The organism is Pseudomonas sp. VMV1 (genome assembly GCF_056790235.1).
Genome location: NZ_JBXGSE010000006.1, coordinates 73,995 through 89,615, shown reverse-complemented (window position 1 = coordinate 89,615; position 15,621 = coordinate 73,995). Strand labels below are relative to the sequence as shown.

At 65.2% G+C, this 15,621-nt stretch carries 15 protein-coding genes and 1 pseudogene; 3 read left to right on the top strand and 13 right to left on the bottom strand.

The window, feature by feature from the left end; all coding sequences use genetic code 11:
* Positions 1 to 3 precede the first annotated feature (3 nt).
* Complete coding sequence (locus ACUCV0_RS18230) at positions 4 to 474, bottom strand: MarR family transcriptional regulator (RefSeq protein ID WP_059316001.1); 471 nt, start codon at positions 472 to 474, stop codon at positions 4 to 6.
* 182 nt (positions 475 to 656) lie between these two features.
* On the opposite strand from ACUCV0_RS18230, the gene bipL reads away from it, so the two are divergent.
* Positions 657 to 1,595 (top strand): phospholipase BipL, encoded by a 939-nt coding sequence (gene bipL, locus ACUCV0_RS18225; RefSeq protein ID WP_323148024.1) that lies wholly within the window; start codon positions 657 to 659, stop codon positions 1,593 to 1,595.
* Between the two features lie 6 nt (positions 1,596 to 1,601).
* Here the strand turns inward: bipL and ACUCV0_RS18220 are convergent, their stop codons facing one another.
* On the bottom strand, positions 1,602 to 2,339 hold the full coding sequence (locus ACUCV0_RS18220; RefSeq protein ID WP_271655792.1) for a DUF2059 domain-containing protein: 738 nt from the start codon (positions 2,337 to 2,339) through the stop codon (positions 1,602 to 1,604).
* A gap of 178 nt (positions 2,340 to 2,517) precedes the next feature.
* Here ACUCV0_RS18220 and ACUCV0_RS18215 point away from each other — a divergent pair, with 178 nt between their 5' ends.
* Together ACUCV0_RS18215 and ACUCV0_RS18210 are read left to right on the top strand one after the other, a co-directional pair.
* A complete protein-coding gene (locus ACUCV0_RS18215; protein WP_059315998.1) occupies positions 2,518 to 3,150 on the top strand; it encodes a 2OG-Fe(II) oxygenase in 633 nt (210 codons plus the stop codon).
* Positions 3,151 to 3,182: 32 nt separating this feature from the next.
* Positions 3,183 to 3,677: a 2-thiouracil desulfurase family protein gene (locus ACUCV0_RS18210; RefSeq protein ID WP_059315997.1), complete on the top strand. Its 495-nt coding sequence runs from the start codon at positions 3,183 to 3,185 to the stop codon at positions 3,675 to 3,677.
* Here the strand turns inward: ACUCV0_RS18210 and ACUCV0_RS18205 are convergent.
* The 11 genes and pseudogenes from ACUCV0_RS18205 to osmE form a co-directional block, all read right to left on the bottom strand.
* Positions 3,674 to 3,874 carry a hypothetical protein gene (locus ACUCV0_RS18205; RefSeq protein ID WP_059315996.1) on the bottom strand — a complete coding sequence of 67 codons (201 nt, stop codon included), beginning with the start codon at positions 3,872 to 3,874 and terminating at the stop codon, positions 3,674 to 3,676. The genes ACUCV0_RS18210 and ACUCV0_RS18205 overlap by 4 nt on opposite strands.
* Before the next feature lie 121 nt (positions 3,875 to 3,995).
* Positions 3,996 to 5,354 carry a nucleobase:cation symporter-2 family protein gene (locus tag ACUCV0_RS18200; RefSeq protein WP_059315995.1) on the bottom strand — a complete coding sequence of 453 codons (1,359 nt, stop codon included), beginning with the start codon at positions 5,352 to 5,354 and terminating at the stop codon, positions 3,996 to 3,998.
* Between the two features lie 112 nt (positions 5,355 to 5,466).
* A complete protein-coding gene (locus ACUCV0_RS18195; RefSeq protein ID WP_420480523.1) occupies positions 5,467 to 6,180 on the bottom strand; it encodes a methyl-accepting chemotaxis protein in 714 nt (237 codons plus the stop codon).
* Between the two features lie 144 nt (positions 6,181 to 6,324).
* Positions 6,325 to 6,579 (bottom strand): annotated as a pseudogene (locus ACUCV0_RS24115) (HAMP domain-containing protein); the annotation flags it as partial.
* Positions 6,580 to 7,535: 956 nt separating this feature from the next.
* Positions 7,536 to 8,303: an ATP-binding cassette domain-containing protein gene (locus tag ACUCV0_RS18185; protein WP_085984308.1), complete on the bottom strand. Its 768-nt coding sequence runs from the start codon at positions 8,301 to 8,303 to the stop codon at positions 7,536 to 7,538.
* The gene (locus ACUCV0_RS18180; protein WP_059315992.1) at positions 8,303 to 9,385 is read right to left on the bottom strand and encodes an ABC transporter permease; all 1,083 of its coding nucleotides are present in this window, start codon (positions 9,383 to 9,385) and stop codon (positions 8,303 to 8,305) included. The genes ACUCV0_RS18185 and ACUCV0_RS18180 overlap by 1 nt, the downstream gene beginning before the upstream one ends.
* Before the next feature lie 103 nt (positions 9,386 to 9,488).
* A complete protein-coding gene (locus tag ACUCV0_RS18175) occupies positions 9,489 to 10,517 on the bottom strand; it encodes a substrate-binding domain-containing protein (RefSeq protein ID WP_482213312.1) in 1,029 nt (342 codons plus the stop codon).
* Positions 10,518 to 10,582: 65 nt separating this feature from the next.
* Positions 10,583 to 11,809 carry a maltoporin gene (locus ACUCV0_RS18170; protein WP_059315990.1) on the bottom strand — a complete coding sequence of 409 codons (1,227 nt, stop codon included), beginning with the start codon at positions 11,807 to 11,809 and terminating at the stop codon, positions 10,583 to 10,585.
* Positions 11,810 to 12,229: 420 nt separating this feature from the next.
* Positions 12,230 to 14,065: a dihydroxy-acid dehydratase gene (gene ilvD / locus ACUCV0_RS18165; protein WP_482213311.1), complete on the bottom strand. Its 1,836-nt coding sequence runs from the start codon at positions 14,063 to 14,065 to the stop codon at positions 12,230 to 12,232.
* A gap of 227 nt (positions 14,066 to 14,292) precedes the next feature.
* Positions 14,293 to 14,814, bottom strand: a complete 522-nt coding sequence (locus ACUCV0_RS18160; RefSeq protein ID WP_271655787.1) for a hypothetical protein — start codon at positions 14,812 to 14,814, stop codon at positions 14,293 to 14,295.
* Between the two features lie 193 nt (positions 14,815 to 15,007).
* The gene (gene osmE, locus ACUCV0_RS18155; protein ID WP_059315987.1) at positions 15,008 to 15,346 is read right to left on the bottom strand and encodes an osmotically-inducible lipoprotein OsmE; all 339 of its coding nucleotides are present in this window, start codon (positions 15,344 to 15,346) and stop codon (positions 15,008 to 15,010) included.
* Positions 15,347 to 15,621 lie beyond the last annotated feature (275 nt).

The following is a 15,621-nucleotide window of genomic DNA, read 5'->3' as shown; positions in this document are numbered from 1 at the left end:
GGATCAGAGGTCTCCAGAGGGCGCCGGCAACAGGCCGGAGGGGCCGAGCAATCGGCGTAGCAGGCGTTCGAGGTCATCCAGTTCCTGGCGGTCCAGGCAGTGGGTGAGGTCATTGAGGGCATCCACCCCGATCTGCATGAGTTCACTGCTCAGGGCCTGGCCCTGTTCGGTCAGCTCCAGCCGCACCTGGCGACGATCGCTCAGGCTGCGCACGCGGCGCAGCAGGCCTTTGGCTTCCAGGCGATCGAGCATGCGGGTCATGGCGCCGCTGTCGAGCGACAGGCAACGGCTGAGTTCGGCCGGGGTGTCGGTCTGGTCGCGGGCCAGCAGCAGCAGCACCTTGAACTGGGCAGCGGTGATGTCGTAGGGCGCGAGGTGACTGTCCAGCACGCGATCCTTGTATTGATTCGCGAGGTGGATCAAATGGCCTACGGAGTTGCGCAGTGGAAAGTTGCTTCGGTCGAAATGTGACATTGCAGTATCTGCCCAGGCAATCAAGCTTATCCAGAATACTGCCTAGGCAGTGAAATATTCAGACACCTTTGCGCAGGGGAGCGTTGCGCATTTTGAAACAATTGGAAAAGTCCTTTGGCGAACCCTTGTCCTGTAGCGGCCCGGACGCCGATCATGGGGGTAACTTCAGTTTGAACCGACCCATGACGCCTGACTTCGATCTAGACCGCCTGCGCCAGGCCTTGGTGCCCCTGCGCCGCGACCTGCCAGCGGATGCCGACCACCAGGGCTATCGCGCCCATTACCGCCTGGCGGATAGCCTGGTACACCCCGGAGTCACTGTGGCGCTGGGCGCCCTGCCAGCGGGCAGCTACCAGCTCGCGGTCCAGGGTTGGTGGCCGCCTGAGCCACGCGGCAGCCTGCTGATGCTGCACGGCTACTACGATCACATGGGTCTCTATGGCCATGTGGTGGACTGGGCCCTGTCACGGCAGCTGGCGGTGCTGGCCTGCGACTTGCCCGGGCATGGATTGTCGAGCGGCGCCCGCGCCAGCATCAACGACTTCGCCGAATACCAGACTGCCCTGGCCGCGCTGATCGCCGAGGCGCGGCGTCTAGCGTTGCCGCAACCCTGGCACCTGCTGGGCCAGAGTACCGGTGGCGCCATCCTGCTGGACTATCTGCTGAGGGGCGATCCCGCGCCCGAGCTGGGCGAGACGGTGCTGCTGGCACCGTTGATCAGGCCCCATGCCTGGCGCCAGGGGCTATGGACCTATCGGCTGGTGAAGCCCTTCGTGCGTGCCCTGCCACGACGCTTCTCGGTGAATTCCGGCGATCCAGCCTTCCTTGACTTCTTGCAGCAGGACACCTTGCAACCGCGGGAACTGCCGGCTCAGTGGGTAGGTGCCCTGGCGCGCTGGATTCCACAACTGGAAGGCGCGCCGGCCAGCACCCGTAGCCCCCTGGTGATCCAGGGCGAGCAGGACTTCACCGTCGACTGGCGGCATAACCTGGGGGTGCTGGAGGCCAAGTTCGCCCGGCCCGAGGTGCTGCGCCTGCCGGAGGCGCGACACCATCTGGTCAACGAGACGCCAAGCCTGCGCCAGCGCTACTTCCGCTGGCTGGACGAGCGTCTCGCCTGAATAGCCTTACTGACCGCCGCTACCCAGGCCGGCGCGCAGCGCGGCCACGGCGGCCCGGTAGTAGGCGCTGCCGTTGGGCGAGCTGGCGAAGTCGGCGAACTGGCCGAGTTCGTTGTCGTTCAGGGTACGGTAGACATAGAGCAGGGTGTTTTCCAAATCACCGGCATTCATCTGCTGGATGAATCGCTGCCGCTGCTGCTCGATCATCCCACCCGACTGCTGCTGCCCCATCAGCCCAGGCAGCATCGAGCTCAGGCTGTCGGCCGCAAGGCCAGCCAGGGCCACGCTGACCTCGGCGCCGGCTTCACGCACGGGCAGGGCGCTGGCCAGGCGCTTGGCCTGGGCGCGACGGGCAGGACTGGCCTGCACCTGGGGCACGCCGTTGGCATTCTTCGCCAGCTGATCGCTGCGCGTGGCGGCGATTTCCGCGGCGACCACCTTGCGCCCCACCGGCGACTGGAAGAACTGCAGCGCGGGGCCGTCGGCAGGCAGACTCTGGCGCAGCGCGGCCAGGGCACGCTGGTCGATGGCCGCGGCGGTATAGCGCTTGTTGCTGTTGTCGACCAAGCTCTGGTAGAGCGCCGGCGGCAGACTGTTCTGATAGCGCTGCTGGGCGGCCTGCAGGGCATCGCGGAAGTGTCCGCGCTGCTCGGGCCAACCCGCGGCCTGATAGAGACTGACCGTATCGTCGGCCAGGGCGGGCAGGCTGATGGCGAAAAGCAGGGAAGCGAACAGAACGCGCATGGACACCTCGGGCAGCGGCGCGGAGCCGAAAAGTCCGCCATTGTCGGCAACCCCAGGCTGGCTGTCGAGGCGCTCACCCCGGGCATTCGTCGCCTGGTCGAGGGAGGCGCGCAGGCGCGGCCGACTTCTCTTACACTCGGCATCCCGCCGGCTTGGCCCGGTTAGCCTGGTTTTCGTGATGGCTCTGCACCCCGAGCATCCCCTGCTGCAACGTATCGTCGACGATCTCGCCGAGCATGGCTGGTCGCGGCAGAGCATCTTCCTGCCCCTGGATCTCACCGCCGAGCTGGCGGCCGAGTGCCGGTTGCGCCATGCCCGCGGCGAACTGGAGCGCGCCGGCATCGGTCGCGGCGACAGCCCGCTGATCCGCGAAGGGGTCCGTGGCGATCACATCGCCTGGCTGGAGCCGGACGATGCCCATCCGGGCGTGCAGCGCTATCTGCACCTGATGGACACCCTGCGCGAGGCCTTCAATCGCACCCTGTTCCTGGGCCTGGAAGACTACGAGAGCCACTTCGCTCTCTATCCGCCTGGCGCCTTCTATGCCCGGCATCTGGATCGCTTCCGCGACGATGACCGGCGCATGGTCTCCCTGGTGCTCTATCTCAATGACGCCTGGCTGCCGGAGCAGGGCGGTGAGCTGCGCCTCTATCTCGACCAGGAGCGTCAGCAGGACGTCCTGCCCCTGGGCGGCAGTCTGGTCTGCTTTCTTTCCGGCCAGTTGCCCCACGAGGTCCTGCCGGCCACCCGCGAACGGCTGTCGCTCACTGGCTGGTTCCGCCGCCGCGGCGAGAATCCGCTGCAGGCTTAGACAGTGGACTGGCGTCTGACCAGGAGGGACGCATGGAAAAGATACTGGTGAGTCGTTGCCTGCTGGGGCATCGGGTGCGCTACGACGGTGGCGCCCATGGCCCCTTCGATCTGCTTGGCGTCTGGCAGGAGGAGGGACGCATCGTGCCGCTCTGTCCGGAAGTGGCGGGTGGCCTGCCCACCCCGCGTCCGCCCGCCGAGATCCCCGGCGGCCAGGGTGGCGCCGTGCTGGATGGCCGGCTGCCGGTCGTGACCGACACGGGAGAGGAGGTGACCGCGGCGTTCGTTGCCGGCGCCGAGGCCGCGCTCGAACTGGTCGCGCGTCATGGTATCCGCCTGGCCGTGCTCAAGGCGCGCAGCCCTTCCTGCGGCAATCTGGAAAATTACGATGGCACCTTCAGCGGCACCCGGGTGGCAGGTGAGGGCGTCACGGCAGCTGCCTTGAAACGCGCGGGTGTCGCCGTATTCAACGAGACCGAGCTGGCGGCGGCCCAGCGTTTTCTGGCCGCCCAGGAAGACCCTCGCTAGAGGGTCTCCGGCTGGCGGCCCAGCAGTATCTGGAAGTGCGCCTTCTGCACGAAGCAGCCCTTGGGAAAGCGCCAGCCGACCAGTTCGCCCGGCTGCTTCTCGAGGTTCTGGGCAAAGACGGTGGCGCCCATGGCACGCGCCAAGGCGGCATATTCGCGCAGCGGTACCTTAACGACAGGAACATCCGGGCTGATCATGGGCGCTCTGCTGGGTGGGTCGCCCACGGTCGAAACGACGATCGCGGCGAGTCCACAGGTGACTTGCCCAGGCTATCGGCACCCCTGCATGGAACTTCAGCCCCCGGATGAAAAAGGCCGTCTAGTCGGCGGCCTTGGGCGTTTCTGGCAGGAACCAGTTCATCAGCAGGGCGCACAGGCCACCGGTGGCGACGCCGGATTCCAGCACCGCGCGCAGGCCGGCCGGCATATGGGCGAGAAATTCCGGCACCTGGGAGATGCCCAGGCCCAGCGCCAGGGATACGGCGATGATCAGCAGCGCGCGGCGGTCCAGTTCGACGCCGGCAAGGATGTTGATCCCCGAGGCGGCGACCGCGCCGAACATCACCATGGCCGCGCCCCCGAGCACCGGCTCGGGCACCGCCTGGATCACCCCGGCCACTGCCGGGAACAGGCCCAGCAGCACCAGGATGGCGGCGATCCACAGCCCGACATGGCGACTGGCGATACCGGTCAGCTGGATCACCCCGTTGTTCTGGGCGAACACCGAGCTGGGAAAGGTGTTGAAGAGTCCGGCCAGCAGCGAGTTGGCGCCGTTGACCAGCACCCCGCCCTTGATTCGGCTCATCCAAAGCGGGCCTTCCACAGGTTCGCGCGAGACCTTGCTGGTGGCGGTGATGTCGCCGATGGCCTCCAGCGAGGTCACCAGGTAGATCACCAGCAGCGGCACGAACAGCGACCAGGAAAAGCCCAGGCCGAAGTGCAGTGGCAGGGGGATCTGCACCCAGGCGGCGTCATGCATGCCGGTGAAATTCAGGCGTCCCAGCCAGGCCGCCAGGGCATAGCCCAGCAACAGGGCGACGACGATGGCGCTGCTGCGCAGGCCGCGCAGCGGGATGCGATTGAGCACCACGATGGTGGCCAGCACGGTGCCCGACAGCAGCAGGTTCTCGCCATTGGCGAAGGTGCCGTTGCCCAAGGCCGCGAAGCCGCCGCCCATGCTGATCAGGCCGACCTTGATCAGGGTCAGGCCGATCATCAGCACCACGATGCCGGTCACCAGCGGGGTAATGAGGCGCTTGACGAAGGGCAGCACCCGCGACACGCCCATCTCGACGAAGGAGCCCGCCATGACCACGCCGAAGATGGCCGCCATCACGGCTTCCACCGGGGTACCGTTCTTGACCATCAGGGCGCCACCGGCGATCAGTGGGCCGACGAAGTTGAAGCTGGTGCCCTGGACGATCAGCAGGCCGGCGCCGAAAGGCCCGAAGCGCCGACACTGGACGAAGGTGGCGATGCCGGAGATCACCAGCGACATGGAAACGATCAGGTTGGTGTCGCGCGGCGAGACGCCCAGGGCCTGACAGATCAGCAGTCCCGGGGTGACGATGGGCACGATGATCGCCAGCAGGTGCTGGATGGCGGCCAGCAAGGCGGGCAGCGGACGAGGTCGGTCCTGGGGACCATAGAGCAGTTCGGAGCGAGGAGACTGGGACATGGGCGGGTCGTCGCGGAAAAAGCGCCGATCTTACCGGATGCCCGTCCCGGAGTGCAGGATCTTCGGCCAGGGGACACCTGTTGGCTGGTCGCCCGCAGGTGTCCCGGGTGCCTTACAGGATGAAGCGCGCCACGTCGCGGTTGAGGTCGGCGGCGTGATGCTGCAGGGAGCGCGATTGCCGCTCCGAATCCTCGGCGCCACTGGCCAGGGTATCGCCAAGCCCCTTGATGGTAATCACGTTGCGGGTGATCTCCTCGGTGACCGAGGTCTGTTCCTCGGCCGCCGTGGCGATCTGCAGAGACATCTCGGCGATGATGCCGGCACTCTGGGCGATCTCTTCCAGGGCGCTGGAGGCGCGTTCCACGTCGGCGACGCTGCGTTCGGCGATGGCCATGCTGCTGTCCATGCGCTGCACCGCCTGGCGGGTCATCTGCTGGAGGGTGCCGATGGTCTCGTTGATTTCCCGCGTCGACGCCTGGGTGCGCTGCGACAGCGTCCGCACCTCGTCGGCGACCACCGCGAAGCCACGGCCATGCTCGCCGGCCCGGGCGGCTTCGATGGCCGCGTTCAGTGCCAGCAGGTTGGTCTGCTCGGCGATGCTCTGGATACTGTCGAGGACCTTGGCGATGGCCTGCGAGTGATGATCCAGCTCGCCGATCACCCGGGTGGCGTCATCCACTTCCTGGGCCAGGCTGTTGATGGACTGCTTGCTGGTCTGCACCAGGGTCAGGCCCTGGGTGGTGCTGTCGGAGGACTGCCGGATGGCCTCGGCGGTCTGCTCGGCGTTGCGGGCGATCTCCTGGGTCGCGGAAGACATCTCGGTCACGGCGGTGGCGACCAGGGTGATCTCCTGCTGCAGACGCCCCAGTTCCTGGGTGGCCGCGGCGCTGCGCTGCAGGACCTTTTGCGATTCGGCGTCCACGCTCTGGGCATGCTGGCGCACGCCGCCGATCAAGCCGTGCAGACTGGCCACGAACTGGTTGAAGTGGCCGGCAAGGCCGCCGACTTCATCGTTGCTCTGTACGGCGATGCGCCGGGTCAGGTCGCCCTGGCCATCGGCGATCACCTGCAGACCGTTCGAGACCACGCCCAGCGGCCGCAGCAGATAGCTGCACAGCAGGTTGATGAGCACCAGCGAGCCACCCAGCACCACGGCCAGGATGGCGATGCTGATCCAGAGTTGCCGCTGTAGCGGTGCCAGCAGGACGCCGCTATCGACGATCATCACCAGGGTCTCGCCGTCGCGATTCATGGGCGCAGCATAGAGCCGCTGGCCGGCGTTGGTCTCGATATAGCGCTCACCGGGCGCCTGGGCCAGCCGCTGGAGGGTGTCCGCGGTGAGCTGGGGATAGAGCTCGGTGAGCGGCTTGGCCAGCAGGGCGGTGTTTTCATGCCCCAGCACGATGTTCTGGCCGTTGACCAGTACGGCGCTGCCGGCACCCGGCAGCTGCACCCGCTTGAGCTGATCGAGGATGTCGCTGATGCTGACGTCGGCACCCAGGATGGCGCTGGTCTTGCCACCGGACTGCAATGCCCAGCCCAGGGACAGCACGTTCTGCTTGGTCGCCGCCGCCACCGTGGGTATGGAGAAGAACACCTTGCCGGGATTCTGCATCGCCTGCTGGTACCACAGCCATTTGCGCGGGTCGTTGTTGTCCGGCGGCAACTGGGCGCCGTTGGCATTGACCTGGCTACCATCGCCGCGGGCGTAGAAGACATTGTCGAAACCGCCGGAGCGCTTGACCTGATTGAGACCGGCCGGAAGGTTCGTCTCCTGGGTGTCCGCCGCCAGGGCACGCAACGCGGCGGCCTTGCCGTCGAACCACTGACGGACACCGCCGTTGAAGACGAAGCTGACGGTCTTCAGCTGTTCGACCGTGGAGGCTTCGAGGGCCGCACGGGTGTTGAAGAAATTGATGGTCGTCAGACCTACACCCACCACCAGCACGGCCGCGGTGGCAGACAACGAGAGTTTCTGTTTCAACGACAAGGCAGGCACGGCGTATAGCTCCGAAATAATTATTCAGGCTTTATCGGTGCCGGTACGCGATAACTTGAGCGTTCGGTCAGATTTTCGTCGCAGAAGCGACGATCCGCGTCTGGGTAGGCGGCCCCTCCCGGGTCTTCCAAGGCGACTGCCGGCTGGAAGACCCAGGAGGGTGCCTGGTCAGTCGAAGTCGACTAGGCGGCCACCGTCTGGGCACCGGTCATGAGTGCCACCGCATCGGCCATGGAGTGCTCGCGCGGGTCGATCACCGTCAGCCGGCGACCCAGTCGATGGATGTGGATGCGGTCGGCGATCTCGAACACATGGGGCATGTTGTGCGAGATCAGCACGATGGCGATGCCGCGGGCCCGCACATCGAGGATCAGCTCCAGCACCTTGCGCGACTCCTTCACCCCCAGCGCGGCCGTGGGCTCGTCGAGGATGATGACCTTGGAGCCGAAGGCCGCCGCCCGGGCCACGGCCACGCCCTGGCGCTGGCCACCGGAAAGGGTTTCCACCGCCTGGTTGATGTTCTGGATGGTCATCAACCCCAGCTCGGAGAGTTTTTCCCGGGCGATGCGCTCCATTTCCTTGCGGTCCAGGGTCCGGCAGAGGGTGCCCAGCAGCCCCGGTTTGCGCAGTTCGCGTCCAAGAAAGAGGTTGTCGGCAATGGACAGCGCCGGCGACAGCGCCAGGTTCTGGTAGACCGTCTCGATGCCGGCACGCCGCGCGGCGATGGGCGAGGCGAACTGCACTGGCTGGCCCTCGAAGCGGATCTCGCCCTCGTCCGGGCGCAGGGCACCGGAGATGGCCTTGATCAGCGAGGACTTGCCGGCGCCGTTGTCACCGATCACCGCCAGGATCTCGCCGGGCAGCAGATCGAAGTCGGCATGGTCGAGGGCGGTGACGCGGCCATAGCGCTTCACCAGGCCGCGTGCCATCAGCAGGGGTTCGGTAGTCATCAGCTGGCCGCCTTTCTGATCCATTGGTCGATAGCCACGGCCGCGATGATGAGCGTGCCGATCAGCAGATAGGTCCATTGCACGTCGGTACCCAGCAGGCGCAGGCCCAGGGCGAAGACGCCAACGATGAGGGCACCAAACAGCATGCCGAGGATCGAGCCGCGCCCGCCGAACAGCGAGATGCCGCCGATCACCACGGCGGTGATGGACTCGATGTTGGCGAACTGGCCAGCGGTGGGCGAGACCGAGCCGATGCGGCCGATCAGGACCCAGCCGGCGAAGGCACAGATGAGTCCGGACAGCCCGTACACGGTGATCAGCATGCGCCTGACGTTGACCCCGGCCAGCGCCGCGGCCTCGGGATCGTCGCCTACCGCATAGAGATGCCGGCCCCAGGCGGTGTGATTGAGCACGTACCAGAGCAGGGCGACCAGCACCACCAGGGCGATCACGCCATAGGTGAAGACGGCACCGCCCAGGCGGAAGTTGTCACCGAACACCTGCAGCAAGGGCGCCGTCGCACCGATTTCTTGGGCGCGGATGGTCTCGTTGCGCGAATAGAGAAAGTTGGCCGCGAGCACGATCTGCCACATGCCCAGGGTGACGATGAAGGGTGGCAGCTTGATGCGGGCGATCAGCCAGCCGTTGGCCATGCCGCACAGGGTGCCCACCACCAGGCCGCAGAGGATCGACAGCTCCACCGGCAGGCCGTAGCGAAAGGTGAACTGGCCCATGACCACCGAGGACAGCACCATGATGGCGCCTACCGAAAGGTCGATGCCGGCGGTGATCACCACTAGGGTTTGGGCCGCGCCCACGATACCGGTGATGGCGACCTGTTGCAGGATCAGGGTGAGGGCGAAGGCGGAAAAGAATTTGCCACCCAGCAGGGCGCCAAAGATGCCCAGTGACAACAGCAGCACCAGCAGCGAGACCGCCGAGGGACGCGAATGCAGGAAGTGGCGGAATTTGACGAGTGGGCTGCGCTCGTCACGGGCGAAGGAGGCGACTTCCGTGGCGCTGTGCTTGAGCACCTGTTCGAAGGGCTGGCCGGACGAGGAGGGCGAGGTCGGATCGCTCATGGCAATCTCCTGATAGCGGGAAAGCAGCCGAGAGTCGGTCGCCCGCGCCGAGGCGAAAACGCTCAGGCGGGGCGACCGGTCTGCTCAGGCTAGACGACTGGCATCAGCCCCAGCATTTCTGCAGGGCGGTCTTGCTGTCGATGGACTGTATGCCGGGTACCGGCTTGTCCGTCACCAGCTTCACGCCGGTGTCGACAAAGCTCTTGCCTTCGGTGGCGGTAGGCTTCTTGCCCGTGTCGGCAAAGGTCTTGATCGCCTCGATGCCCAGCGCGGCCATCTGCAGCGGGTATTGCTGAGAGGTGGCGCCGATGACGCCGTCCGCCACGTTGTGCACGCCCGGGCAGCCGCCGTCGATGGAGACGATCAACACGTCCTTCTCGCGACCCACGGCTTTGAGCGCCTCGTAGGCACCGGCCGCAGCCGGTTCGTTGATGGTGTGCACCACGTTGATGGTCGGGTCCTTCTGCAGCAGATTTTCCATCGCTGCTCGCCCACCTTCCTCGTTGCCGTTGGTCACGTCGTGGCCGACGACGCGCGAGTCGGTCTCGTCGCCGATGCGGTTCTGATCCTTGGGATCTATGCCGAAGCCGAGCATGAAGCCCTGGTCGCGCAGGACGTCCACCGAGGGCTGGGAGGCGTTCAGGTCGAGAAAGGCCACCCGGGCGTCCTTGGCCTTGTCGCCCAGGGTCTCCCGAGCCCACTGGCCGATCAGCTTGCCGGCCAGCAGGTTGTCGGTGGCGAAGGTCATGTCGGCGGCGCCCACCGGGTCCAGGGGGGTATCCAGGGCGATCACCAGCAGACCGGCCTCGCGGGCCTTTTGCAGATTGGGGACGATACCCTTGGTATCCGAGGCGGTGATGAGAATGCCCTTGGCGCCATCGGCGATGCAGGTCTCGATGGCCGCCACCTGGCTTTCGCTGTCGCCATCGATCTTGCCGGCATAGGCCTTGAGCGTCATGCCCAGCTCTTTGGCCTTGGCGCTGGCACCTTCCTTCATCTTCACGAAGAAGGGGTTGGTATCGGTCTTGGTGATGAGGCAGGCGGACACGGGGGCCGCCTGGGCGGTGGCGCTGGCCAGGGCGGCGGCCAGCAGGCAGCCGGTGAAGGCGGAAAGGGAGACGGTTCTTTTCATTGTTGTGCGCTCAGGTTCGCGGACGAGAACGCGACCGGCAGCACGCCGGTCGCGGCGGAGGATGGCTACCACCACTGCTCGATCTGGAAGCCGATGTTGGAGCCGTGCAGGTCGTTGCCGAAGGTACCGGTGCTCGACAGCGCGGAGCCGGCGTCGAAATCATCGGCTGCCTGCTGCGCTGCCCGGTTCCAGGCCGCATAGGTATAGAACAGGCGGAACTCCGGACGGGTCTTGAATTCCGGGCCCTTGGGCGACCAGGTGGGCGCCAGGGTCAGCTTGGTCAGCTTGCGGGTGCCGCCGGGAGCCTGCACCTGATCATGGCCCAGTTCGGTGGAGAACTTGAACTGGTCGGTGATGCCGTACACCAGGCGGCCACCCAGCGAGGTCCAGCGCAGGTCATTGCCGTTGGGACGTTCGTCCTTCTGGTAGACCGCGGCGATCTGGCCACCCCAGTAGCGGCTGATCTGCCAGTCGAAGAAGTCGACGACGCGATAGGAGACGTCGGCGCTGCTCAGGGTCGGATCGCCGGTGCTGCCCAGGGCGGTGCCCGGGCCCTGGCCGCGCTGCACGGCAAAGGTGTTCACACCACCCCAACCCATGAAGTTGGCCTGCTTGTGTTGCAGCGTGACCGCTACACCGCTGTTGGCATTGGGCTGATTGGTGGGCTTGTCCAGATAGCTGACGCCGATTTCCAGCGAGCCATTCGGATTGGTGTTGAAGCCGGCGACGTTGAAGTCGAGGCGGTTCTGGAAGTCCTTCTGGTTCTGGTTGTCCTTGCGCGAGAAGGCCAGGCTGTACTTGAGACCGCCGATGTTGACGTCCTCGATACCGCCGCCGGTGGCGCTCTGGTTCCAGTAGAAGAAGTCGGAGATGTGGATGTCGTTCCGCTTGTAGTAACGGCGGCCGGCCCAGAGATTACCGCCGTTCAGCGCAGCGATGTTGTTCCAGTAGGCATAGGCCTGGACGGCACGGATCTCGCCATTGTCCCCGTTGAAGGTCGGGGTGCGGTCGTAGCGGTTGAAGAAGCTGCCCATGCCGTATACGCCGACTGCCGAGCCGTCGTTGAGGGTCAGGACGTCCTGCTTGAGTGCCAGTTCGCCGTACTGTTCGCACTCGTTGCCCAGGCGGTACTTGGACTGCGCGCCCTGCAGCTTGAAGCAGCGCATGGAGTCGGAACCGGAGGAATCGCCGAGCCCGGTACGGAAGTACCCGATGGTTTCCAGGGCGTGTGCCGAAGGAATCAGCAGAAGGGTGCTCATCAAGGAGGCGACCGAAACCCTGGCCAAGGGCATAGCCTTTTTCTTATTCATTTATGTTCCCTGTTTATTGTTGTTGTGTGACGCGTGCCTGGCCTACACCTGACCCGCCGTGCTCCAGCGGAAGATCAGCATAGGTGTGACCATTGGGGCTCAACCTGACTACAAACTTATCGCTGAATCAATTCAGCGGCAGACGGAGGGTAGCCTTTGATCACTCAACGGCCTAGCGGCTCGCGAATCGAGAGGTGTGAGCTGAATCACAGGTTGCGCTTCTACAAAATTAGCAAGCCAAGCAACGGTGAATCCCTCTGGAATGGGCGTCGTGGCAGATGGCTGCGGCAAGGTCAGGAGGTTCAGCAAGAAGGCGGAGCTAGGGCGGGGGCTGGAGAGGAAGAGACAGGAGCGGATCAGTAGGGAAGGGCGACGGCAGGCGCCGTCGCCCGGGTACAGCGGTCAGCTCAGCAGTGCCTTGTCGCGCACGCCGCCCTTGTCGGCGCTGGTGGCCAGCAGCGCATAGGCCTTGAGCGCCGTGGTGACGCGGCGGGTACGGGGGTGGACCGGTTTCCAGCCCTGCTTGTCCTGCTCGATGCGGCGATGAGAGAGCTCTTCGTCACTCACCAGCAGGTTGATGCTGCGCTGGGGGATGTCGATGAGTACCTTGTCGCCGTCGCGCACCAGGCCGATGGCGCCGCCCGCAGCCGCTTCCGGCGAGGCATGGCCGATGGACAGGCCCGAGGTGCCACCGGAGAAGCGGCCATCGGTGAGCAGGGCGCACTGCTTGCCCAGCCCTTTGGACTTCAGGTAGCTGGTGGGGTAGAGCATCTCCTGCATGCCCGGACCGCCCTTGGGACCCTCGTAGCGGATGATGACGATGTCGCCCGCCTTGACCTCGTCGGCCAGGATGCCGCGTACCGCCGCGTCCTGGCTCTCGAACACCTTGGCGTTACCTTCGAACACATGGATGGATTCGTCCACGCCGGCGGTCTTCACCACACAGCCATCCAGGGCGATGTTGCCGTAGAGCACGGCCAGACCGCCTTCCTGGGAGTAGGCGTGCTCGACGCTGCGGATGCAGCCTTCGGCGCGGTCATCGTCCAGGCTGTCCCAGCGGGTGGCCTGACTGAAGGCTTCCTGGGTCGGGATACCCGCCGGACCGGCAAGGAAAAAGGTCTTCACCGCCTCGTCCTGGGTCAGGGTGATGTCCCACTTCTCGATGGCTTCGCCCAGCGTGCGACTGTGTACGGTGGGCAAGTCGGTGTGAAGCAGGCCGCCACGGGCCAGTTCACCCAGGATGCTGAAGATGCCACCGGCACGGTGCACGTCTTCCATGTGGTACTTCTGGATGTTCGGCGCCACCTTGCACAGCTGCGGCACCTTGCGCGACAGGGCATCGATGTTGCGCAGGTCGAAGTCCACCTCGGCTTCCTGGGCAGCGGCCAGCAGGTGCAGGATGGTGTTGGTCGAGCCGCCCATGGCGATATCCAGGGTCATGGCATTCTCGAAGGCCGCATAGGAGGCGATGTTGCGCGGCAGGGCGGACTCGTCGTTCTCCTGATAGTAGCGGCGGCACAGCTCGACGATGGTGCGGCCAGCCTGGAGGAACAGCTCCTTGCGATCGGCGTGGGTGGCCAGGGTCGAGCCGTTGCCCGGCAGGGCCAGGCCCAGGGCCTCGGTCAGGCAGTTCATGGAGTTCGCAGTGAACATGCCCGAGCAGCTGCCACAGGTGGGGCAGGCGCTACGTTCGTATTCGGCGACCTTCTCGTCGCTGGCCGAGCTGTCGGCGGCGATGACCATGGCATCCACCAGGTCCAGGCCGTGGCTGGCCAGCTTGGTCTTGCCGGCTTCCATGGGGCCGCCGGAGACGAACACCACCGGGATGTTCAGGCGCAAGGCGGCCATCAGCATGCCGGGGGTGATCTTGTCGCAGTTGGAGATGCACACCAGCGCATCGGCGCAATGGGCGTTGACCATGTATTCCACGGCGTCGGCGATGATCTCGCGGCTCGGCAGCGAATAGAGCATGCCGTCGTGGCCCATGGCGATGCCGTCGTCCACGGCGATGGTGTTGAATTCCTTCGCCACGCCGCCGGCCCTTTCGATCTCGCGAGCGACCAGCTGGCCGAGGTCCTTGAGGTGCACGTGGCCGGGTACGAACTGGGTAAAGGAGTTGGCGATGGCGATGATCGGCTTCTTGAAGTCTTCATCCTTCATCCCGGTGGCGCGCCAGAGCGCCCGGGCGCCAGCCATGTTGCGGCCTTGGGTAGAGGTTTTCGAACGATAGTCAGGCATGAAGCGTCTCTCCGAGGCGGCTTTAGGTCACGGTTCTGATCATCGTGAGCGCAGGCGGGGCACGGTGCAAACGCGGAGTGACGAATGCCGGGCCGGAGGGCGGCGACGCCGTGCGGGATCACCACAGGGGCACCAGGGCTCACGAACCCGCCGGAGGATGCTGGCGAGGGGAAAGTCGATCATACACGCGGGCGCCAGGGCTGCACAGCAGCGCGGGCGCCGGTGGCTCAGGGCGCTTCCTGTTCGCCGTCGGGGGCGTCTTCCAGGTATTCGTCCATGGGCTCCTGGCCCGCCAGGGTCTTCAGGCTCAACTCCACGGCCTCGGGCAGGGTGATGTCGACGCGCTGCTTCTCGCTGCCTTCCAGGGAAGACTCATAGCTGAGCGCGTGGCGCAGATGACCGTTTTCGAGGATGGCACCGACGCTGGCCAACTGGGCGGCAGCAGGTGCCAGGCGCTCCAGGGCGGCCTTGGGCCAGGTGGCTTCTACGGTCGCGTTGCAGGTGTAGAAGCCTGCGTCGCCACTGTCCGATGGCTCTTCCTGGGTCTTGATGTCGACCAGCGAGACCTGACCGGCTTCCAGCGCGGGCTGCCCGGCGGTGATGTCGTCCGCGTAGATTTCGTTGATGGTCTGGGCGTATTGCTGACGAACCATTTCGGCGGTCTTGGCCGCATCGCAGCTGTAGTCATAGCCACCGCAGCCAGTCAGGGAAAGCACCGCAGCTGTGAGTATGAGGTGACGTCTGGACATGCCTGAATTCCTTGGAACGATGGGTAGAGCGTGGCGGCGCTGGCCGAGCATGCGTCGATCCGCAGTGCATGACGTCGGCGCAACGGTCGGGGATGGCGAGGGCCAATGGTGCTGCCACTCGCCCATCCTGTCCATCAGACGCCGCCAGCGCCCTTCAGGACACCCGGCCTGGTTGGCCGGTCAGCTCCCTCACTCAGGCGCGGTCGGCGCTTTCGCAGGTCTCGAAGTCCTTGCTGTCAACACGGTTCATGCTGTCGAAGCCGATCGAATAGACCTGCTCCTTGCCGTCCTTGTTGAGGACATAGTTGTTGCAGGTACCCGGACGATACTTGCGGGTGTAGGTGCTCGACGGGGTGCCACCGATACGCAGGACGTCAGCCTTGGGCATACCCTTTTCAATCTGTTTCACCAGGGGCTGCTCGCGAAATTCGACGCGACCCACGGTGTAGTCGGCCGTGTTCTTTACCGAGGAGCAGCCCGCCAGGACGGTGCCGGCCAGCAGGGCGGCCGCGACTGCAATCTTCTTGTTCATGGTGTGATCCCTTCAAAGGCGGAAGTGCCTGACACTTCGACGATGACGGCGCCGATAAATTCGCTCTCCGTCGCACTTCTTGCGCTTTGCCTTTCTGACGCCAGCCCCTTTGGCGACGGCAAGTGACTGTATCTAAAGCTGATTCTGCAAACGAACGCTATGCCACGGTTTTCTAAGGAATATTTTGTCTAAACGGCAGTTGACAGGCGTCAGGTGGCAGGCGATCTTTAGCGTTATGTTGTAACTTCCCAGCCGTTTCTCGTTTCTCGCGAGGA